Below are 20,147 nucleotides of genomic sequence, written 5' to 3' on the forward strand. Positions count from 1 at the left end.
CGGGGTTGACCTGCGGCGAATTGCGGATGAACTGCACGGGGAGCAGCCTGCGAGTCGTGTTAAACTAGAGAAATTAATATTTCATTTTGGAAAATTGATAATGTTGAAGAGCATGGTGGCCGCAACGGCCGCTCTCCTGCTGGCCGGCGCTGCGCAGGCGGGGGTGATCGATCTCGGAATCGGCGGCGCCAATGTCTTCACCACGGCCAATTTCAAGGGCACGAACAACGGCACGGCGGGCGCCGTGGTCGCCGGCGGGAATGTGGACCTGAGTTCTTTCCGTCTGAATGGCGGCAACCAGACAGCGTACGACGGCTACGCCCTGGTCGCCGGCGGCAAACTGACCGTCAGCAATGGCTCCCTGAACAACGGCAAGGTGTACGCGGGCGGTGGTTCGTCGCTGGCGGCGTCGGTTGGCCAAAATGGCGTGAGCAATTCGACACAGTTGCCACTGACGTTTTCCGCCGTGGCGGCGCATGCGCTGGATATGTCCGCCGAACTGGATACGCTGGCGACGACCGGCAGCTCGCGCGCCCAGTACGGCGGCCTGTATCTGACCGGCGGCAATCACGCGCTGGAAGTGTTTGATCTCGACGCAAGTGCGCTGACCTCTGCCGGCTGGCTGAACGTCAGTGGTATCGCGTCCGGCGCGACCGTCATCGTCAATGTGAGCGGCGCGGCAAACGGCACCATTCACAGCCTGGGCGATTTCGGTGGCGCCAATGTGCTGTACAACTTCGTCGACGCGATGAAGCTTGATTTCAGCAATATCGCGCTGGCGGGCAGCATGCTGGCGCCGAATGCGGATATCACCGGCGGCAATGGCACCATTGGCGGCAACGTGATTGCCAACAGCTGGAATTCTTCGCTGACGCTGTCCGGCGCCAATTACTTCAAGAACGTTGACGCTGCGGGTTACGAGCTTGGCGGCCCTGCCGCCAGTGTTCCTGAACCGACCTCGCTGCTGCTGGTGGCGATTGGCCTGGCCGCTGCCTACCTGTTCTCTGCGCGCCGCCAGTCCGCGCGCAGCAAGCCGTAAATATCGCTGTCGCAGATTTCCCCATTCACCATCCAGCGTTCGCGTAGATGGCCCTCTTTCACGAAATGCAGGCTTTGCAGCAGCCTGGCTGAGGCGTGGTTGCGCGGATCGATATCCGCCTCCACGCGGTGCAGATGCAGTTCGCTGAACGCATATTCCAGCGCTGCCGCCAGCGCCTCGCGCATATAGCCCTTACCCCAGGAGCTGCGGCCCAGCATATAGCCGATATCGCAGCGGCGGTTCTGCTCATCGAACTTGTACAGGTTGACGACGCCCGCCAGCGTACCGTCGATATCGAAGCCCAGGCGCAGCATGGCGCCGCTTTCATAGCCCGCCATACCGGCAGCGGCATAAGATTCCGCCTGCGCGATATCCTCCCACGGCCCGCTGCTCCAATAGCGCATCGCTTCGGGATCGGAATACATTGCGAACAGCGCCGGCGCATCGGTCGGCGCGATGAAGCGCAGCGTCAGGCGCGGCGTGGCAAGCGTGAAAGGGGTAAAGGCAGTCATGGCGTGGGTCGGTGCAATAATTGGTGAACTTTCAAGCGCCGCTGTCGTGTACAGTGGCGCTTCTATTATTCATAAGGTATCGGCATGCGTAAAGTGGTACTGCTTGCGGTAGCGTTGGCGATGGGGCCGCAAATGGCGTCGGCTCAGCTGGGAAATGGTGGCGGACAGTTCGCCGGCGTTGATGTGTTCAGTGATCCGTCCAGACACCTGATGCATAGCTTCGTCGAGGCCTCTCGTACCACGCTGGCCGGCAGCGTCAGTCTGCTGAAAGCGGTGGACCAGAAAGCGCGTGCCGACGAAGCGGGCGCCACGGCTGCTCTGCTGACGGAAGATATGACGCGCCAGCAGGCAGAAGAAGTCATGGCGGGCGAGGTGCGCGCCCTTTCCACTATTGGCAAAGCGCTGGCGAGCGGCGCGACGAACGACCCTGCACAGCTGAATGAAGGCCTGGCCCTGCTCGGCCAGGCCCTGAGCCAGTTCGATGCGGTGTTGCGCGATCTGCCCGAACTCAAGAACGTCATGCGCAAATCCAAGAGCCGCGATAACGGACCTGCCATGTTCGTAGCGAAGGCCCTGCCGGATGCGACAGGAGACATGCGTCGCGAGATCCGCGTGCTGGCGGAAGCGTCCCGCAAGGCCGGGGCCACTGTGCCGGATGCGCTGCTGGCTAACTAGGAAAGTGGCGCGTGGCCGGCGTGCAGATCACGACGATGGCTGAATGGCGGCGAGTACCATGCGCACGATGGTGTCTTCGGCGGCGGTGAAATCTTCATCCGTCAGCGCGTGCTTGTCGAGTACCAGCGCCATTTGGGCGGAGAAGTCGGCGTAGGATTGGGTCATGGCCCAGACGGAAAAAATCAGATGCGTGGCGTTGATCGGCGCGATCTTGCCTGCCGCGATCCAGCCTTCAAAGATCTCGATATCCTTACGCAGCAGCGGCACCACGCGCTCGCGGATCTTGTCGCCATACAGCGGTGCGCCGCTGATCACTTCCATCGCATACACGCGCGATGCCGCCGGCTGTTCGCGCGAGAACGCCAGCTTGGCCTGGATGTAAGCACGCAGCACCTCGTGCGGTTCGCGATCGGGATCGGCCAGGTGGGCCATGCGTTCCAGCCAGTCGTCCAGCACATCGTCCAGCACGCGCTGATACAGCACCTGCTTGGTGGGATAGTAGTACATCAGATTCTGCTTGGACAGGCCCGCGTTCTCCGCGATGGCCGCGACGGACGTGCCTTCGTAGCCACATTCGGCAAATACTTTCACGGCTTCGGCGGCGATGTCCGCCTCCAGCCGGTCACGGTTCATTACGCGGCGCAGTTTAGCCGATGCCATGTGCTCTCCTGACGTTTGCAAGGAAGTCGATCAATTGCGGATCGTCGCTGTAAGCCACGTTGAAGCGGAACCAGATCGATTCGCTGTCGCGCAGCATGAAGAATTCGTTGGGCGCCAGAAGAATGCCGGATTTCAGTGCAAGGTCCGCCACCAGCTTGCCGTTCCATTCGGCGCTCGGCGCTTCAGGCCAGCTGGCACTGACGAACATGCCGCCGCGTGGACGCGCAATCGGCGCCATGCCTACACCGCGCAGCGCTTCGATAGTGCGCTCGCGTCCCGTTTCAAGCTGCGCGATCAGCTTTTCCACGGTGCGCTTGTAGGGACGTGCCGTGATCGCGTGATACACGGCGCGCTCGTTCACCTCCGAAGTGGTGAGGCCCGCCAGCATCTTCACGCGCACCAGTTCCGGCAGCAGCGACTGTGACGCGCAGATGGAACCCACACGCAGCACAGGCGACAGCGTCTTCGAAAAACTGCCGACGCGGATCACGCGCCGCAATCCGTCCATTGCCGCCAGCGACGCCTCACCGCGCGGCGTCAGCTCGCGGTAGATGTCGTCTTCCACCAGCCAGAAATCGAACTGCTCTGCAAAACCCAGCAAGCGATGCGCCTGCGCGTGCGTGAGCGAGGTGCCGAGCGGGTTCTGCAGAACCGTGTTCACGAACATCAGCTTGGGCTGGGCGATCCTGGCCTGTGCGGCGAGATACTCCATGTCCAGTCCATGCTCGCCGCGTGGAATGCCGACCGCGTTGCAGCCATGGTGGCGGATCAGCGACAGCAGGTTGCTGTAGCACGGATCTTCAACGAACACGGTATCGCCCGGCCGGGTGAGCGTGCGCAGGATCAGGTCGAAAGCATGCGTGGCGCCGTGCGTGAGCAGCACCTGTTCTGCTTCGAGCGGGAATAGTTCTTCCGACATGGTGGCGGCCATGTACTGGCGCAGGCTGGGGAAACCCAGCGGATGGCCATATCCGCGCAAGCGTGTGGCGGGAATGCGCATGGCATGGCGCACGGCGTCGAGGATGGTGTCCTCGCCATACCACTCCGGCGGCAGCCAGCCCGCGCCGACCGGCAGGGCTTCCGATGCGCCGGAATACAGTTCAGGCGTGAGCGCGTCGACAGCCGCCGGCCCGGTAGCCAGCGCTGCCGGCGCGAGCAGGGCAGGAAGATCCTGGCGCGCAACAAAATATCCGGAACCGCGACGCGAAGAAAGCAGGCCCAGCGTCAGCAAACGGTCATAGGCTTCGACAACTGTAAAGGTGCTGATGCCATTACACTTCGCGAATTGGCGCACCGACGGCATTTTCGTTCCTACGCGCAACTCGCGGCTGCCGACCATGGCGCTGATGGCCGCAACGATCTGATCGACCAGGCTGCCTTTGCGTGCGCGCTCAATGGACAACACGGGCCAGCCGGGCTCGCCCGAGGCCTTTATGCCTTGATTCAGCGCAACACCTGCGTCGTCCATCCTCGTCTCCGCAATATTCAACTGTACTGTTTTTGCCACCTGTACGGTTGGATCGTTTCCGCGTATGTGTATATGTGCCATAGTTATTTGGCTGTCTATTATTGCATCATGATTTTGCCAACTGGTAAAGTTTTTTTAGAGTCGTCAAAAACCTTGGAGGACGCGACATGAACGAGACCCGGCCAGAGTCGATGGACGCATTCTGGATGCCCTTCACCAACAACCGTGACTTCAAAGCGAGCCCGCGGCTGCTGGTGTCCGCAGAAGGCGTCTATTACAAGGACGTGGACGGCCGCCCGATTCTCGACGGCACCGCAGGCCTGTGGTGCGTCCCTGTCGGCCACTCGCATCCGAAGATCGTCTCCGCCGTGCGCAAAATGGTCGGCCAGCTCGACTTCGCACCCACCTTCCAGATGGGACACCCTTCGGCTTTCGACCTAGCCGAAAAACTGATGGACTATACGGGCCACAAGTTCGGCCATGTCTTCTATACCAACTCCGGTTCCGAATCCGTCGACACCGCATTGAAGATCGCGCTGGCGTATCACCGCGCGCGAGGTGAAGGCAGCCGTACCCGTTTGATCGGCCGCGAGCGCGGCTACCATGGCGTGGGCTTCGGCGGCATCTCGGTCGGCGGCATCGCGGGCAACCGCAAGCCCTACGGCGCGCTGTTGCCGGGTGTTGACCATCTGCCGCATACCCACAATATCGAGAAGAACGCTTTCACGCGCGGCGAGCCTGAACACGGCGCCAACCTGGCCGACGAACTGGAACGCATCGTTACGCTGCACGACGCGTCGACCATCGCCGCCGTGATCGTGGAACCGGTGGCTGGTTCTACCGGCGTGCTGATTCCGCCCAAGGGCTACCTGAAGCGCCTGCGCGAGCTGTGCACCAAGCATGGCATCCTGTTGATCTTCGATGAAGTGATTACCGGCTTTGGCCGCCTCACCACACCATTCGCTGTCGACTATTTCGACGTCGAGCCGGACATGATGACCACTGCCAAAGGACTCACCAACGGTACCATTCCGATGGGCGCGGTCTTCAGCAAGAAATTCATTCACGACGCCTTCATGGAAGCGCCGGCCGGCATTGAGCTGTTCCACGGTTACACCTACTCCGGCCACCCGGTCGCCTGCGCGGCATCGCTGGCCACGCTGGATGTATTCAACAGCGAAGGCATCCTCGATCACGCGAAAGAAGTCCAGCCTTACTGGGAAAATGCGGTGCACTCCCTGAAAGGCTTGCCGAACGTGATCGACATCAGAACCATCGGCCTGGTGGCGGGCATCGAGCTGGCGCCCATTGCGGCAAAACCCGGAGCGCGCGCTTACGCCGCGTTCAAGAAAGCATTCGCGGAAGAAGGCGTCTTGATCCGCGTTACCGGCGACATCATCGCTTTGTCGCCTCCACTGACCTTTGAGAAGAAGCACATCGACGAACTGTTTGGAAAGCTCGCCAAGGTTTTGAAAAATCTAGATTAGAGGAGACAAACCATGTTGGTAGGCGTACCGAAGGAAATCAAGAATCAGGAATCGCGCGTTGGCCTTACCCCGGCCAGCGTAAAAGAACTGACACTCCGCGGCCACCAGGTGCTGGTGCAACACAACGCGGGCGCAGCCATCGGACTGACTGACGAAATGTATGCGGCTTCCGGAGCCACCATCGTTGACACCGCGGAAGAAATCTTCGCGCGTGCCGAGATGGTCGTGAAGGTGAAGGAGCCGCAGCCGCAGGAGTGCGCGATGCTGCGCGAGAACCAGATCCTGTACACATACCTGCATCTGGCGCCAGACCCGGAACAAACCAGGGCGCTGGTGGCTTCGAAAGCCATCTGCATCGCCTACGAAACTATTACCGGACCAAACGGCGGCTTGCCGCTGCTGGCGCCGATGAGCGAAGTGGCGGGGCGCATGTCGATTCAGGCGGGTGCGGCGCATCTGGAGAAATCGAAAGGCGGCATGGGTCTGCTGCTGGGTGGCGTGCCGGGCGTGGCGCCGGGCCATGTGGCGATTATCGGCGCTGGCGTAGTCGGAACCAACGCGCTGCAGATCGCCGTTGGCATGGGCGCGCGCGTGACGGTGCTGGACAAGAACGTTGACCGCCTGCGCCAGCTGGATCTCATTTACGGCAATCGCATCCAGACCATGTTCTCCAACGCGCACACGATCGACGATGCGGTAACCGATGCGGACCTGGTGATCGGCGGCGTGCTGGTTCCCGGCGCTGCCGCACCGAAGCTCGTCACGCGCGCCATGGTGGCACGCATGAAAGCGGGCTCCGTGGTGGTGGACGTGGCGATCGATCAGGGCGGCTGCTTCGAGACTTCGCACGCGACCACGCACGAGAATCCGACGTTTGTGGTCGATGGCGTGATCCACTACTGCGTGGCGAATATGCCGGGCGCTGTGGCACGTACTTCGACCTTCGCCCTGAACAACGCCACCATCGGCCACGCGCTGGCGCTGGCGGACAAAGGCTGGGCGAAAGCGATGAAGGCCAACCCGCATCTGAAAGACGGACTGAATGTATGCCAGGGCCACGTCACCTATGAAGCGGTGGCGCATGCACTTGGCTATCCCTATGTACCGGCAGATTCCCTGCTGGGTTGAATTGAAGAGAGCAAGATGAGCGACCTCGATACCATTACCCATTTCATCAACGGCACGAAGGTCGACACGGCCAGTGGCCGTTATGGCGACGTGTTCAATCCCGCGCTGGGCGAGCCGGTTGCCCGCGTGGCGCTTGGCACGTCCGAAGAAGTCGATGCGGCCGTGAAGGCCGCCGAGAAGGCTTTCCCTTCCTGGTCCGCCACGCCGGCGCTGACCCGCGCGCGCGTGCTGTTCAAGTACCTGCAACTGTGCCAGCAGCATACGGACGAATTCGCGGCCTTGCTGACGCGCGAGCACGGCAAGACGTTCTCCGATGCGCAGGGTGAAGTGGCGCGTGGCATCGAGATGGTGGAGTTCGCCGTCGGCATTCCGCAATTGATGAAGGGCGAATTCACCGACCAGATTGCGCGCGGCATCGATGCGTGGTCGATGCGTCAGCCACTAGGTGTTGTTGCCGGCATCACGCCATTCAACTTCCCGGTGATGGTGCCGATGTGGATGTTCCCGATCGCTATCGCTTGCGGCAATACCTTTGTGCTGAAGCCTTCCGAGCGCGATCCGTCGCCATCGCTGCTGCACGCGCGCCTGCTGAAAGAAGCGGGGCTGCCGGACGGCGTATTCAATGTGGTGCAGGGCGATAAAGTGGCGGTGGATGCGCTGCTGGATCATCCGGTAGTGCAGGCGGTGAGCTTCGTCGGCTCCACGCCGATTGCGGAGTACATCTACTCGCGCGGCTCCTCGCACGGCAAGCGCGTGCAGGCGCTGGGCGGCGCAAAGAACCATATGGTCGTGATGCCCGATGCGGACATGGACATGGCGGTCGATGCCCTGATGGGCGCCGCCTTCGGATCGGCCGGCGAGCGCTGCATGGCAATCTCCGTCGTCGCAGCTGTCGGTGATGCGGCCGATAAGCTGATCGGCGCACTGGAAAAGCGCACCGCTGCACTGAAAGTGCGCGACGGCATGGCGTCCGACGCCGAAATGGGGCCTGTGGTGACGGCCGCCGCCAAGCAGCGCATCGAGCGCCTGATTGGCGAAGGTGTGGAGCAGGGCGCCAAGCTGGTGGTCGATGGGCGCAACTACAAAGTACCCGAGCGTCCGAACGGCTTCTTTATTGGCGGGACGCTGTTCGACAACGTCACGCCGGATATGACGATCTACAAGGAAGAGATCTTCGGTCCGGTGCTGTGCGTGGTGCGCCTGCCTGACGTGGCCACGGCCGTGGAGCTGATTAACAAGAACGAATATGGCAACGGCGTCGCCGTGTTCACCCGCGATGGCGGCGTGGCGCGCGAGTTCGTCCGCCAGATCAATGTCGGCATGGTGGGCGTGAACGTTCCGCTGCCGGTGCCGATGGCCTTCAACAGCTTCGGCGGCTGGAAGCGCAGCCTGTTCGGCGACCACCACGCCTACGGCCCCGAAGGCGTGCGGTTCTACACGCGCCACAAAGCCGTGATGCAGCGCTGGCCGAACACCGCCAGCGCTGGCGCGCAATTTGCATTCCCACAAATGAAGTGAACAAGCGTAGGGCGGATCATCGATCCGCCGTTCAAAACGTAGCGAGGAAGAGGCAATGATCGAGTCACTCAAATACATACCGCAGCCAAAAGCCACGAACGAAGAGCTGGCCGGACAATTCACAGACCTCGCGCCACCGCTGAACGCACGCCAGGCGGCGATTGAAAGCGCGCGCTGTCTGTATTGCTATGACGCGCCGTGCACACGCATCTGCCCCACAGGCATTGACGTAGCAAGCTTCATCCGCAACATCCACGAAAAGAACGTCAACGGCGCCGCGGTCGGCATCCTGCAGCAGAATATCCTGGGCGGAAGCTGCTCGCGCGTCTGTCCGACCGAGATCCTGTGTGAAGACGCCTGCGTGCGCAATCACGATGCGGAAGGCCAGCCGGTGAAGATTGGCCTGCTGCAGCGTTACGCGCTCGATCATGCGGCGTTTGAGAGCCACCCGTTCAAGCGCGCCGCCTCCACCGGCAAGAAGATCGCCGTAGTCGGCGCCGGTCCGGCAGGCCTGTCCTGTGCGCACCGCCTGGCGATGCTGGGCAACGACGTCGTGATTTACGAAGCGCAGGAGAAATCCGGCGGCCTGAATGAATACGGCATTGCGAAATACAAACTGACCGACAATTTCGCGCAAAAGGAAGTGGACTTTCTGTTGGGCGTGGGCGGCATCGAAATCCGCCATGGCCAGAAGCTGGGCGACAACGTGCAGCTGAAGGCGCTGCATGACGAATATGACGCAGTCTTCCTCGGTCTTGGCCTCGGCGCCAGCCGCCAGCTCGGCCTCACGGGAGAAGATGCTCCCGGCCTGATGGCTGCCGTGGACTACATCGCCGAACTGCGCCAGGCCAGCGACCTGGCCAAGTTGCCGGTCCCACGCCGCGCCATCGTGATCGGCGCCGGCAATACCGCCATCGACATGGCCGTGCAAATCCGGCGCCTGGGTGCTGAAGAAGTGACCATGGTTTATCGCCGCGGCTTCGACGCCATGAGCGCCACACATCACGAACAGGACATCGCCAAGGCCAACCAGGTGCGCATGCAAACCTGGGCGCAGCCAAAGCAGGTGCTGCTGGATGAAGCGGGCCGTGTGCGTGGCATGCGCTTCGAACGCACGCATCTCGAAGGCTCGCGCCTCGTCGGCACTGGCGTTACCTTCGAAATCACGGCCGATGCCGTGTTCAAGGCCATCGGCCAGAGCATGGACACTGAATCGCTGAACGATCCGCTGGCGACGCTGCTGAAGCGGGATGGCGACAAGATCCATGTCGACGATCAGTTCCGCACCGTCCTGCCAGGCATTTACGCCGGCGGGGACTGTGTGGCGCCGGGACAGGACCTGACGGTGCAAGCCGTCCAGCATGGCAAGCTGGCTGCGCTCGCAATCCATAACGATATTTCGACCAAGGGAGGCGTCCATGGCTGATCTGAGCATCAATTTCTGCGGCATCAAGGCGCCCAATCCGTTCTGGCTGGCCTCCGCGCCGCCGACCGATAAAGCCTACAACGTGATCCGCGCCTTCGAAGCAGGGTGGGGCGGCGTGGTGTGGAAGACGCTGGGTGAAGATCCGCCGCCTGTGAACGTGTCCTCGCGCTACTCGGCCATCTACGGCAAGAACCGCGAAGTCATCGGCTTCAACAATATCGAGCTGATTACCGACCGCCTGCTGCAAACCAATCTGGATGAAATCACGGCCGTGAAGAAGGCCTGGCCGGACCGCGCGATGGTGGTGTCCTTGATGCTGCCTTGTGAAGAGCACTACTGGGCGCATATCCTGCCGCTGGTCGAAGCGACCGGCGCGGACGGCATCGAGCTGAATTTCGGCTGCCCGCACGGCATGCCGGAACGCGGCATGGGTTCCGCTGTCGGCCAGGTGCCGGAATATGTGGAGCAGGTGACGGCTTGGTGCAAAAAGCACACGAAGCTGCCGGTGATTGTGAAGCTGACGCCGAACATCACGGATATCCGCCGTCCTGCACGCGCTGCGCAGAAGGGTGGCGCCGACGCAGTCTCGCTGATCAACACCATCAACTCGATTACCTCGATTGACCTGGACCGCATGGCTGCATTGCCGATGGTCGGAAATGCCAGCACCCATGGCGGTTACTGCGGCACAGCCGTCAAGCCGATCGCCCTGAACATGGTGGCCGAAATCGCGCGCGATCCTGAAACCAGGGGGCTTCCCATCTCCGGTATCGGCGGCATCAGCAACTGGCGTGACGCGGCGGAGTTCATCGCGCTGGGCGCGGGCAGTGTGCAGGTCTGCACTGCGGCGATGCTGCACGGCTTCCGCATCGTCGAAGAGATGAAGGACGGTCTTTCGCGCTGGATGGACTCCAAAGGCTACAAGACGCTGGAAGACTTCCGCGGCAAGGCGGTGCCGAACACCACCGACTGGAAGTACCTGGACATGAACTTCAAGACCATCGCCCACATCAGCCAGGACGACTGCATCAAGTGCGGCCGCTGCTATGTGGCGTGCGAGGATACGTCGCACCAGTCCATCTTCCAGCTGGTGGACGAAGCGACCGGCACGCGGACCTACCAGGTCAACGAGCAGGAATGCGTCGGCTGCAATCTGTGCGAAATTACCTGTCCGGTGCAAGGATGCATTACCATGGTCCCGCAGCAGACCGGCAAGCCGTACATGAACTGGACCCAGGACCCGCGCAATCCACGCGCGGAGATCGCAAAAGAGGTCAGCGCAGCCAGCTGATCTCCGAAGAGGAGAGCGTCAGTGAGCAATGACAGTCCGCATTTGTGGAACGAAGACCTGGCGCCAACCAGCGCCGCACAGCGCACATGGCGCTGGTATCACTTTGCTGCACTCTGGGTGGGGATGGTCATGTGCATCCCCGCATACACTTTGGCTGCCAGCCTGATTGAAGGCGGCATGTCCGCATATCAGGCGGTGTTGACGGTCTTCCTGGCCAACACGATTGTGCTGCTGCCGATGCTGGCCATCGGCCACGCGGGCACCAAGTACGGCATTCCGTATGCGGTGCTGGCACGCGCCTCGTTCGGCACCACCGGCGCGCGGCTGCCGGCGCTGATGCGCGCGATTGTGGCCTGCGGCTGGTACGGCATCCAGACCTGGTTCGGCGGGCAGATGATTTACACGCTGCTGGGCGTAATGACGGGTGGAGAGATCGGCGGCGATAAGCTGCCCGGTCTTGGCATCAATCTGGCACAGCTGCTTTGCTTCCTGGGCTTCTGGGCTATCCAGTTTTATTACATCGTCCACGGCATGGACGCGATCCGCAAACTGGAAACCTACACGGCGCCGCTGAAGATCATCATCTGCTTCGTGCTGCTGTGGTGGGTCTATGAGCGTGCCGGCGGCTTCGGTCCGCTGCTGAATCAGCCCTCGCAGTTCGTTGAAGGCGGCAAGAAAGCAGGCCAGTTCTGGCCGACCTTCTGGCCTTCGCTGACGGCCATGGTCGGCTTCTGGGCTACGCTGGCGCTGAATATTCCCGACTTCACGCGCTTCGCGAAAACGCAGCGCGACCAGGTGCTGGGCCAGTCGGTGGGCCTGCCTGTGCCGATGGGCTTGCTGGCCGCGCTGGCGGTGATCGTGACATCGGCCACCATCGTCCTGTACGGCAAAGCGATCTGGGACCCGGTTGATCTGGCCAGCCGCATGACCGGCGCAGCGGTGCTGATTGCGCTGATCATTCTGTTGATCGACACCGTTAGCGTGAATCTGGCGGCGAATCTGGTCGGCCCTGCTTATGACTTCTCGGCGCTGGCGCCGAAGGTGATCAGCTACCGTATCGGCGGCTATATCACCGCTGGCATTGCGCTGGTGATGATGCCGTGGAAGCTGCTGGAAACCACGCAAGGTTATATCTTCACCTGGCTGATTGGCTACTCGGCGCTGCTTGGCCCCATCGCGGGTGTGCTGATCATCGACTATTACTTCGTCCGCAAAACGAATCTGAAAGTGGATCAGCTCTATGTGCACGATGGCGAATATTCATACACGAACGGCTGGAATTCCGCAGCACTGGTGGCCTTTGTGCTCGGCGTGATGCCGAATGTGCCGGGCTTCCTGAATGCGGCCTTCCCGCAAAGCTTCGCCGATGTGGGCCAAGGCTTCAAGCTGATTTATACCTACGCATGGTTTGTTGGCATCGCCATTTCAGCCCTTGTGTACGGAATCATGATGAAGGGCAGGGCAGCGGCCACGCTGAATACTGCCCCGCAGTCCTGAACTTTGGAGAAGCAATATGGCGACAATTATTCGTGGCGGTACTGTAGTGAACGCGGACCGCGCTTATCGTGCCGACGTGCTGTGCGAAGGCGACAAGATCGTCGCGGTCGGCCCGAACCTTGATGTGCCGGCCGGCGCACACGAGATCGACGCAGGCGGCCAGTACGTCATGCCGGGCGGGATCGATCCGCACACCCACATGAACCTGCCCTTCATGGGCACTGTCACGCAGGACGACTTCTTCACAGGCACCGCGGCGGGCCTTGCCGGCGGCAACACGACCATCATCGATTTCGTGATCCCTAATCCAAAGCAATCGCTGCTGGAGGCATATCACCAATGGCGCGGCTGGGCTGCGAAGTCGGCGGGCGACTACACTTTCCACGTTGCGGTCACCTGGTGGTCGGATCAGGTTCACGAAGAAATGGGAACACTGGTACGCAATCATGGCGTGAACAGTTTCAAGCACTTCATGGCCTACAAGAACGCCATCATGGCGGACGATGAGACACTGGTGCGCTCTTTCCGCCGCGCGCTGGAGCTGGGCGCCATCCCGACCGTACACGCCGAGAATGGCGAGCTGGTTTTCCAGTTGCAGAAGGAACTGCTGGAAAAGGGCATTACCGGTCCGCGCGCGCATCCGCTGTCGCGCCCACCCGCAGTGGAAGCCGAAGCCGCGAACCGCGCGATCGCCATTGCGAATGTGTTGGGAACCCCGCTGTACATTGTCCACGTCTCCTGCAAAGAATCGCTGGATGCCATCACGCGCGCCCGCGCTGCCGGACAACGTGTATATGGCGAGGCGCTGGCTGGCCATTTGATCGTGGACGACAGCGTGTATGAGCATCCGGACTTCGACTACGCAGCGGGCCACGTGATGAGCCCACCGTTCCGCAGCAAGGAGCACCAGAAGGCGCTGTGGCAAGGCCTGCAGGGCGGGAATCTGCACACCACGGCGACCGATCACTGCACTTTCTGCGCCGAGCAGAAAGCGGCTGGACGCAATGACTTCACCAAGATCCCGAACGGCTGCGGCGGCGTGGAAGACCGCATGGCCGTGATCTGGGACGAAGGCGTCAATAGCGGCAAGCTGACGCCGTCCGAATTCGTGCGCGTGACGTCGGCCAACGCGGCGCAGATCTTTAATATCTATCCGCGCAAAGGACTGATCGCTGCGGGCTCCGATGCCGACATTGTGGTGTGGGACCCGGAAGGCACACGCACGATTTCGGCCAGGACCCAGCACAACAAGGGCGGCTTCAACGTCTTCGAAGGACGCACCGTCAAAGGCATTCCGAGCACCACGGTGGCGGCGGGCAAGGTCGTTTATCACCGCGGCGAATTGAGAGCGGTGGAAGGCGCGGGCCGCCACATCGACCGTCCGGCATTTGCGCCCATCACGGCGCGCTAAGGAGCAAGCATGAGCGATTTACGTATCAATGGCCAGCGCCTGTGGGACTCGCTGATGGAATTGGCCAAAATCGGCGCCACACCCAAAGGCGGCGTCAAACGACTCACATTGACGGACCTCGACAAGCAAGGCCGCGACCTGGTTGTCGGCTGGGGACGCGCGGCCGGCATGTCGGTCACGGTCGACCAGATCGGCAACGTCTTCATGCGCCGCGACGGCACGGATAACTCGTTGCCGCCGATCATGACGGGCAGCCATATCGACACCCAGCCTACCGGCGGCAAATTCGACGGCAATTACGGCGTGCTGGCCGGCCTGGAAGTCGTGCGTACCCTGAACGACAAAGGCATCAAGACCAGGGCGCCGATCGAAGTCGCGTTCTGGACCAATGAGGAAGGCTCGCGTTTCGTGCCGGTGATGATGGGTTCCGGCGTGTTCTGCGGCGCTTTCACCCTGGAGCACGCCTACGCTGCCAAGGACATCGAAGGCAAGACTGTGCGCGACGAGCTGGCACGCATCGGCTATATGGGCGACCAGGTTCCGGGACAGCATCCGATTGGCGCGTACTTCGAGACGCACATCGAACAAGGCCCGGTGCTGGAGGATGAGGACAAGGTGATTGGCGTGGTGCCTGCCGTAATGGGCCTTTCCTGGTACGACTGCACCGTCACCGGCATGGAGGCCCACGCGGGGCCGACGCCTATGCATTTGCGGAAGGATGCGATGCAGGTGTCCACACGCATCATTCAGGAAGTAGTGGCCATCGCCAATCGCTATCCGCCGTACGGACGCGGCACGGTGGGCATGATGCAGGTCTTCCCCAATAGCCGCAACGTGATTCCCGGCCAGGTCAAGTTCAGCATCGACCTGCGCAATGTGAATGACGAGCTGCTGAACAAAATGCATGAAGAAATGCTGGCCTTCGTGGATAAGACATCGCTGGAGACTGGCCTGAAGATCCAGGTCGAGCGCGTGTCCTACTATCCGCCATGCCCCTTCCATCCTGACTGCGTGGGAGCGGTACGCAAGGCGACCGATAAACTGGGCTATTCAGTGATGGACGTCGTCTCCGGCGCCGGCCACGACGCAATCTATGCGGCACGCGTGGCGCCGGCAGGCATGATCTTCGTGCCCTGCAAGGACGGCATTAGCCACAACGAGATCGAGGACGCCAAGTCGGAGCACCTGGAAGCAGGCTGCAACGTGCTGCTGCACGCGATGCTCGAAATGGCAGATCGTTAGGCAGAGGGCCTGCGTCGCGTAGGGCGGATCATCGATCCGCCTTTACGCCGCTTTCCAATCGCCTGTACGCAGCGTATCCACAAGCTCTTTCGCATAACCAGGCAAGGCAGCATAGCTACGTGTGGCCAGCAATTGCTGCCTGTTCGCCCATGAATCACTCAAGCCCAGCACCTTGACTGCGGACGCATCGCGCGAGCGCTGCGCCGCCGATTCCGGTACCACGGCAATGCCGTTGCCGACGGCGACCATCCGGCACACGGCATCAAAACTCCGCACGCGCACGCGGTAGCGCAGGCGCGCGCCAAGCCGCGTTGCGTGTTCGCCGATGTGCTGCTGCAGGGCGCTGTCGCCGGCCAGGCCGATAAATTCCTCATCCACCACGTCGCCAAATGCGACGCTGGTGCGGCGGCCCACACGCCGGGCCAGGGGATGGCCAGGCGCCATCACCAGCACCAGCCGGTCCTTGCGCAGCAGGGCGGTTTCCAGCCCGCTGTTATCCACGGCGTCGCTGATGATGCCAATGTCGGCGAGGTCGTTGCGCAGCGCCTGCACGATCTCTCGGCTGAGCCGCTCTTCCAGGTCGATATTCACCTGCGGGTGTTTGGCCATGAAGTCAGCCAGCGCGTCCGGCAGATATTCGGTGAGTGCCGACGTATTGCACAGCAGGCGGATATGGCCTTTCAACCCGGTCGCATACTCGCCAAGATCGGCGCGCATGCGCTCCATTTGCTGGGTTATGGCGCGGGCGTGGTGCAGCAGGGTGCGGCCCGCGGCGGTGGGCTCGACGCCGCGCCGGCCACGCACCAGAAGTGGGACGCCAAGCGTGTCCTCCATGCCGCGGATGCGCGCGCTGGCTGAGGCGAGCGCCAGGTGCGTCTGCTCGGCGCCTGCCGTGATGCTGCCGGTTTCGGCGACGCGCAGGAAGAGTTTGAGGTCGGTCAGGTCGTAGCGCATGGGGATTCTCCTGCCTTCGGAATTGACGAAGGCAGGGACAGTATATTCCACATTTTCTAACTTTCCCGGCGCTGGCAGACTGATGGATATGGAAACTCATATCATCTACATCGGCGTCGTATTCGTCCTGGCAGGCGTGGTGAAAGGCGTTACGGGGATGGGCCTGCCCACAGTCGCCATGGCGCTGCTCAGCCTTTTCGTGCCGCCACTCGAAGCGGCAGCATTGTTGATCGTGCCTTCGCTTTTGACGAATGTATGGCAACTGGCCAGTGGCGAGCCGGTTTTCCCGTTATGGCAGCGTTTTTGGCCAATGCTTGTGGCAATCTGTCTCGGCACGCTGGCGGGCAGCGCGATGTTTGCAGTGGTTGGGTCTGCGCCAGCCGGGGACGCCGGAAGCCTCGGAGTGTCGTGGAGCGCCAATGCCACGCTGGGCGTCGCGCTGGCCATCTACGGCATCCTCGGCCTGCTGGCCATCCGTTTTACTGTGCCTGAAGGCGCGGAACCCTGGCTGTCGCCGGTCATCGGTGCGCTCACCGGTCTGCTGACTGCGGCCAGCGGCGTATTCACCCTGCCCGCCGTGCCTTACTTGCAGGCGCTTGGTCTCAAGCGCGATGAGCTGGTACAGGCGATGGGCTTGTCCTTCACTGTCTCCACGGCTGCGCTGGCGGTCACGCTTGCCATGCACGACGCTTTGCATCCCGCCGTCGCGGGCGCATCACTGCTGGCGCAATTTCCCGCCATGGCGGGCATGTACCTCGGCACCTGGCTGCGCCGGCGCATGAATCCTGTCCTGTTCCGCCGCTGCTTCTTCGGCACCTTGATCGCCCTCGGCGGTCACCTCGCGCTGGCTTAGGCGGTCTTTGGTGTGAAGTTGCGCAGCAGGTCGAGGAGGGTGACTGCGGCGAGGTCGGCATCGTCGGCAGTCATTGTTTCGAGCGGATTGTGGCTGATGCCGCCGTTGCCGCAGCGGGTGAACAGCATGGCGACGCCGGTCAGGGATGCCATGGCCATGGCGTCGTGACCGGCGCCGGAGAGCAGGTCGAAGCGCTGCAGGCCGGTGCGTTCGACGGCAGCACCGAATTGGTCCATCAGCCACGGCGCGCATGGCGCGGCACTGGCTTCGACGATGCGCTCGGCGTGCCATTCGATCTGTCGGCGCTTGCAGATGGCGGCGATGCCGTCCATGATGTCTTCCACTGCCGCCTTGCGCACGGCGTCGTCTGCGGCGCGGATATCCAGCGAGAGTTTGCATGCGCCGGGAATCACGTTCACGGAGCCGCCGGGCACGGCCAACTGGCCAACTGTGCCGACCAGCGAATCCGCCTGCGAGCAGCGTTTCTCTACCAGCAGCACGATTTCAGCCGCAGCGGCAGCGGCATCTTTGCGCATGGTCATCGGCGTGGTGCCAGCGTGGCTGGCGAGGCCGGTCAACTCGATCAGGAAGCGCGAGCTGCCGGCAATGGCGGTCACCACGCCCAGCGGCAGACCGCGTTCCAGCAGGACCGGGCCTTGTTCGATGTGGACTTCTACAAAGCCCAGCACGTCCTCGCGCTTGCGGGCGACGAAGGGAATTGTGGCAGGATCGTGGCCTGCATCCAGCAGTGCTTTGCGCATGGTGACGCCATCCGCATCGACGGCGTCGAGCAGCGACATATTGAACTGCCCGGTCACTGCATTACTGCCCAGGAAAGTGGAGCGGAAGCGCACGCCTTCTTCTTCCGCAAAACCGATCACTTCGAAATGGAAAGGCAGCTTTTCGCCGCGTTCATGCAGCTGCTGCACGATGGCGATCGGCAGCAGGATGCCGAGGCGTCCGTCGTATTTGCCGCCATTGCGCACGGTGTCGTAATGCGATCCGGTGATCAAGGTTTTTGCGCCCGGCGCGTCGGACAGATAACGGCCAACCACATTGCCGACGGCATCGATCGTCACGGACATGCCTGACGCGCGCATCATGTCGGCCAGCCGGACGGACGTATGGCGGTGTGCTTCGGTCATGTAAGCACAGGTCAGGCCGTCGGCGTCATCGCTCCATTGCGCCAGATCTTCCGACCATTGCATGATCTGCGGGCCGAACGCCAGTGAGACGCCCAGCAGCTCGTTCAGCCTGATTTCGGCGATGCGGTGAATCTGGCGCAGGCACTCCGCGATTTCATCGCTGCGCTGGTTTTTCAAGCGGCGCGCAAAGGATGCGATGACCGTCTCGCGCGTCAGACCCTGGCCGGTGGGGCCTTTCACCGCAAGGATAAAGGGGAAGCCGAACTTCTCGTTGTAATCGGCATTCAGCTTGTGCAGCGTGGTGAATTCCTCGGGGCTGCACAGATTCAGGCCGGACTTGGCCTGTTCGCTGGTCGATTCGGCGGTCAGCTCACCGGCGATGGCCGCTTTGCCCGCCAGCTCCGGGTGAGCGCGGATCAGGCCAAGCTGCTCATCCAGCGTGGCGGAGGACACCACACCTTGCAAGGCCTGCTTCAGCGCAGTCACCGTGGCAAACGGACGCTGCGACCAGGCCCGCTCCGGAATCCAGGGCGAGTGCTCGTACAGGCCGCGCAAGCGGTCCGCGAAAGCCGCTTGGTCGCAGGTGTTCAGATCGGAGAGAGTCGTCATCGCAAATATCCCATAGTGAACTTACGATCATAGCGCGCCGGGCGCGGAGGCATATAAGCGGCCGAAAATAGCGCTTATACACCTCCTGATTATATGACTGACGGCTCAGGGATCGAGCGGGTCCATCGGGTCGACGCGCATCGACCTCAGCGAAGGATGGAATTCCAGCTCGAATGGCGAATGGCGGAGGCCTATGGTGCCAGGCTCGTAGCCCAGTTCCGCCTGGTTGCGGGCTGCAAACTCGGCGCTTTCGATATAGCGGCTTTGCTCCACGTTGGCGATGATCAGCGCCGGCTGGCTGGCCGGTGCGCCCAGCGCCGCCAGACGCCGAGTGGCGTTGCGCAAGTTGGTCGTTGTATGCCGGGCATACGGTTCGATCACGATACGGTCGGCAGGGATATGGAAACGCTCAATCAGCGCCTTGCGCATTTCCACCGCCTCCACATAGCGCGATCCCCTTGGATGGACCGACGCGCCGCTGACGATGATGAAGGCCACGTCCCCGTTTGCAAAGCGGCTGGCAGCCAGCTGTATGTGCTGCTTGCCCCGCGCGCTCAGCGGAATCAGAGGATTTTCCGGGCCCACACCTGGAATGATCGCTGCCGTGTACTTGTAGCGCTTCCAGTCGATGCTGCGCGCGCGTGCCAGTGCTGCGGTGTTATGCGTCTGGTCGAGAGGTTCGAAGTCGACTGCCTCATGCCGCTCGCTGACGTCGATCAGCGCGATGGCCAGCGCGAGGCTTGGGTCCAGGCTGACAGCGGGATCATTCTTCCCGGCGTCGGCAAGGCTGATAGCGTCCGCCACCAGCGCCTTGAATTCCGCCGTGCCAGGTTTCTCGACCGGGCCATCGATGGTCGGGTAGCGCGGCTGATTGCCGAATCCATAGACCTGTAAGATGGTATTCAGGCCGCGCAGCTCGCGCTTTACTTGCGCTGTGGCGCCATCGTCGGCCATGCCTTGCCGGCCCGGCGACGCTGCTGCCACCGCATCCATCTCCGCTTCGCTCCAGGCGGCGGCCAGCAGCAGGCATTTGGGCGCCTGCTCGCAGGCGTTCATGCGCTTCTTGCGGCCGTCCAGAAGCGGGGTGAGGCCGGCCGGCGGTTGTGCCGCGCCGGACAGCATCGGGAACAGCCGGTTTGCCAGCAGCGACCAGTGCTGGTTCGCCACGGGAGCCGCATGCAGGGGGAGGGCGAAGGCAAGCGCCGCGGCAAGAGTGATACGTTTGTTCATGG

General features: G+C 62.1%; 17 protein-coding genes. 11 read left to right on the forward strand and 6 right to left on the reverse strand.

Annotated features, from left to right (window positions below; translation table 11 throughout):
- The first annotated feature begins 100 nt into the window (after window positions 1-100).
- Window positions 101-1,039 carry a choice-of-anchor A family protein gene (locus tag AB4Z19_RS14345; protein WP_442035485.1) on the forward strand — a complete coding sequence of 313 codons (939 nt, stop codon included), beginning with the start codon at window positions 101-103 and terminating at the stop codon, window positions 1,037-1,039.
- Here the strand turns inward: AB4Z19_RS14345 and AB4Z19_RS14350 are convergent.
- A complete protein-coding gene (locus tag AB4Z19_RS14350; protein ID WP_442023619.1) occupies window positions 994-1,551 on the reverse strand; it encodes a GNAT family N-acetyltransferase in 558 nt (185 codons plus the stop codon). The genes AB4Z19_RS14345 and AB4Z19_RS14350 overlap by 46 nt on opposite strands.
- An 84-nt stretch (window positions 1,552-1,635) precedes the next feature.
- On the opposite strand from AB4Z19_RS14350, the gene AB4Z19_RS14355 reads away from it, so the two are divergent.
- A complete protein-coding gene (locus AB4Z19_RS14355; protein WP_442035486.1) occupies window positions 1,636-2,226 on the forward strand; it encodes a hypothetical protein in 591 nt (196 codons plus the stop codon).
- Window positions 2,227-2,253: 27 nt separating this feature from the next.
- Here the strand turns inward: AB4Z19_RS14355 and AB4Z19_RS14360 are convergent, their stop codons facing one another.
- Window positions 2,254-2,886 carry a TetR family transcriptional regulator C-terminal domain-containing protein gene (locus tag AB4Z19_RS14360; protein WP_442026527.1) on the reverse strand — a complete coding sequence of 211 codons (633 nt, stop codon included), beginning with the start codon at window positions 2,884-2,886 and terminating at the stop codon, window positions 2,254-2,256.
- Complete coding sequence (locus AB4Z19_RS14365) at window positions 2,873-4,354, reverse strand: aminotransferase-like domain-containing protein (protein WP_442026528.1); 1,482 nt, start codon at window positions 4,352-4,354, stop codon at window positions 2,873-2,875. The genes AB4Z19_RS14360 and AB4Z19_RS14365 overlap by 14 nt, the downstream gene beginning before the upstream one ends.
- Before the next feature lie 167 nt (window positions 4,355-4,521).
- On the opposite strand from AB4Z19_RS14365, the gene AB4Z19_RS14370 reads away from it, so the two are divergent.
- The 8 genes from AB4Z19_RS14370 to AB4Z19_RS14405 are packed head-to-tail and all read left to right on the forward strand — an operon-like array spanning window position 4,522 to window position 15,354.
- On the forward strand, window positions 4,522-5,841 hold the full coding sequence (locus AB4Z19_RS14370) for an aspartate aminotransferase family protein (protein ID WP_442035487.1): 1,320 nt from the start codon (window positions 4,522-4,524) through the stop codon (window positions 5,839-5,841).
- 12 nt (window positions 5,842-5,853) lie between these two features.
- Entirely contained in the window at window positions 5,854-6,969 is a 1,116-nt protein-coding gene (ald, locus tag AB4Z19_RS14375; protein WP_442026530.1) for an alanine dehydrogenase, read from the forward strand.
- 15 nt (window positions 6,970-6,984) lie between these two features.
- Window positions 6,985-8,487: a CoA-acylating methylmalonate-semialdehyde dehydrogenase gene (locus tag AB4Z19_RS14380; protein ID WP_442026531.1), complete on the forward strand. Its 1,503-nt coding sequence runs from the start codon at window positions 6,985-6,987 to the stop codon at window positions 8,485-8,487.
- Window positions 8,488-8,542: 55 nt separating this feature from the next.
- A complete protein-coding gene (locus tag AB4Z19_RS14385; RefSeq protein WP_442035488.1) occupies window positions 8,543-9,913 on the forward strand; it encodes an NAD(P)-dependent oxidoreductase in 1,371 nt (456 codons plus the stop codon).
- The gene (gene preA, locus AB4Z19_RS14390) at window positions 9,906-11,204 is read left to right on the forward strand and encodes an NAD-dependent dihydropyrimidine dehydrogenase subunit PreA (protein WP_442028645.1); all 1,299 of its coding nucleotides are present in this window, start codon (window positions 9,906-9,908) and stop codon (window positions 11,202-11,204) included. Before AB4Z19_RS14385 ends, preA begins: the two co-directional genes overlap by 8 nt.
- A gap of 21 nt (window positions 11,205-11,225) precedes the next feature.
- Window positions 11,226-12,701 (forward strand): NCS1 family nucleobase:cation symporter-1, encoded by a 1,476-nt coding sequence (locus AB4Z19_RS14395; RefSeq protein ID WP_442028643.1) that lies wholly within the window; start codon window positions 11,226-11,228, stop codon window positions 12,699-12,701.
- A gap of 16 nt (window positions 12,702-12,717) precedes the next feature.
- Complete coding sequence (gene hydA, locus AB4Z19_RS14400; RefSeq protein WP_442035489.1) at window positions 12,718-14,112, forward strand: dihydropyrimidinase; 1,395 nt, start codon at window positions 12,718-12,720, stop codon at window positions 14,110-14,112.
- Window positions 14,113-14,121: 9 nt separating this feature from the next.
- Window positions 14,122-15,354, forward strand: coding sequence for a Zn-dependent hydrolase (locus tag AB4Z19_RS14405; protein ID WP_442029045.1), 1,233 nt, complete (start codon window positions 14,122-14,124; stop codon window positions 15,352-15,354).
- 42 nt (window positions 15,355-15,396) lie between these two features.
- Here the strand turns inward: AB4Z19_RS14405 and AB4Z19_RS14410 are convergent, their stop codons facing one another.
- A complete protein-coding gene (locus AB4Z19_RS14410) occupies window positions 15,397-16,308 on the reverse strand; it encodes a LysR substrate-binding domain-containing protein (RefSeq protein WP_442035490.1) in 912 nt (303 codons plus the stop codon).
- 88 nt (window positions 16,309-16,396) lie between these two features.
- Here AB4Z19_RS14410 and AB4Z19_RS14415 point away from each other — a divergent pair, with 88 nt between their 5' ends.
- Window positions 16,397-17,161, forward strand: a complete 765-nt coding sequence (locus AB4Z19_RS14415) for a sulfite exporter TauE/SafE family protein (RefSeq protein WP_442035491.1) — start codon at window positions 16,397-16,399, stop codon at window positions 17,159-17,161.
- On the opposite strand, the gene AB4Z19_RS14420 is transcribed toward AB4Z19_RS14415, so the two are convergent.
- Both AB4Z19_RS14420 and AB4Z19_RS14425 read right to left on the reverse strand, forming a co-directional pair.
- Window positions 17,158-18,915, reverse strand: coding sequence for an allantoate amidohydrolase (locus AB4Z19_RS14420; protein ID WP_442035492.1), 1,758 nt, complete (start codon window positions 18,913-18,915; stop codon window positions 17,158-17,160). The genes AB4Z19_RS14415 and AB4Z19_RS14420 overlap by 4 nt on opposite strands.
- A gap of 105 nt (window positions 18,916-19,020) precedes the next feature.
- The gene (locus tag AB4Z19_RS14425) at window positions 19,021-20,145 is read right to left on the reverse strand and encodes a YdcF family protein (protein WP_442027798.1); all 1,125 of its coding nucleotides are present in this window, start codon (window positions 20,143-20,145) and stop codon (window positions 19,021-19,023) included.
- Window positions 20,146-20,147 lie beyond the last annotated feature (2 nt).

The organism is Pseudoduganella sp. RAF19, from assembly GCF_052114165.1.
Taxonomy (GTDB): domain Bacteria; phylum Pseudomonadota; class Gammaproteobacteria; order Burkholderiales; family Burkholderiaceae_D; genus Rugamonas.

Excerpts from the sequence above, each read along its gene's own strand:
- AB4Z19_RS14345 (WP_442035485.1), top strand. The coding sequence starts at position 101 with ATGTTGAAGAGCATGGTGGCCGCAACGGCCGCTCTCCTGCTGGCCGGC.
- AB4Z19_RS14350 (WP_442023619.1), bottom strand. The coding sequence starts at position 1,551 with ATGACTGCCTTTACCCCTTTCACGCTTGCCACGCCGCGCCTGACGCTG.
- AB4Z19_RS14355 (WP_442035486.1), top strand. The coding sequence starts at position 1,636 with ATGCGTAAAGTGGTACTGCTTGCGGTAGCGTTGGCGATGGGGCCGCAA.
- AB4Z19_RS14360 (WP_442026527.1), bottom strand. The coding sequence starts at position 2,886 with ATGGCATCGGCTAAACTGCGCCGCGTAATGAACCGTGACCGGCTGGAG.
- AB4Z19_RS14365 (WP_442026528.1), bottom strand. The coding sequence starts at position 4,354 with ATGGACGACGCAGGTGTTGCGCTGAATCAAGGCATAAAGGCCTCGGGC.
- AB4Z19_RS14370 (WP_442035487.1), top strand. The coding sequence starts at position 4,522 with ATGAACGAGACCCGGCCAGAGTCGATGGACGCATTCTGGATGCCCTTC.
- ald (WP_442026530.1), top strand. The coding sequence starts at position 5,854 with ATGTTGGTAGGCGTACCGAAGGAAATCAAGAATCAGGAATCGCGCGTT.
- AB4Z19_RS14380 (WP_442026531.1), top strand. The coding sequence starts at position 6,985 with ATGAGCGACCTCGATACCATTACCCATTTCATCAACGGCACGAAGGTC.
- AB4Z19_RS14385 (WP_442035488.1), top strand. The coding sequence starts at position 8,543 with ATGATCGAGTCACTCAAATACATACCGCAGCCAAAAGCCACGAACGAA.
- preA (WP_442028645.1), top strand. The coding sequence starts at position 9,906 with ATGGCTGATCTGAGCATCAATTTCTGCGGCATCAAGGCGCCCAATCCG.
- hydA (WP_442035489.1), top strand. The coding sequence starts at position 12,718 with ATGGCGACAATTATTCGTGGCGGTACTGTAGTGAACGCGGACCGCGCT.
- AB4Z19_RS14405 (WP_442029045.1), top strand. The coding sequence starts at position 14,122 with ATGAGCGATTTACGTATCAATGGCCAGCGCCTGTGGGACTCGCTGATG.
- AB4Z19_RS14410 (WP_442035490.1), bottom strand. The coding sequence starts at position 16,308 with ATGCGCTACGACCTGACCGACCTCAAACTCTTCCTGCGCGTCGCCGAA.
- AB4Z19_RS14415 (WP_442035491.1), top strand. The coding sequence starts at position 16,397 with ATGGAAACTCATATCATCTACATCGGCGTCGTATTCGTCCTGGCAGGC.
- AB4Z19_RS14420 (WP_442035492.1), bottom strand. The coding sequence starts at position 18,915 with ATGACGACTCTCTCCGATCTGAACACCTGCGACCAAGCGGCTTTCGCG.
- AB4Z19_RS14425 (WP_442027798.1), bottom strand. The coding sequence starts at position 20,145 with ATGAACAAACGTATCACTCTTGCCGCGGCGCTTGCCTTCGCCCTCCCC.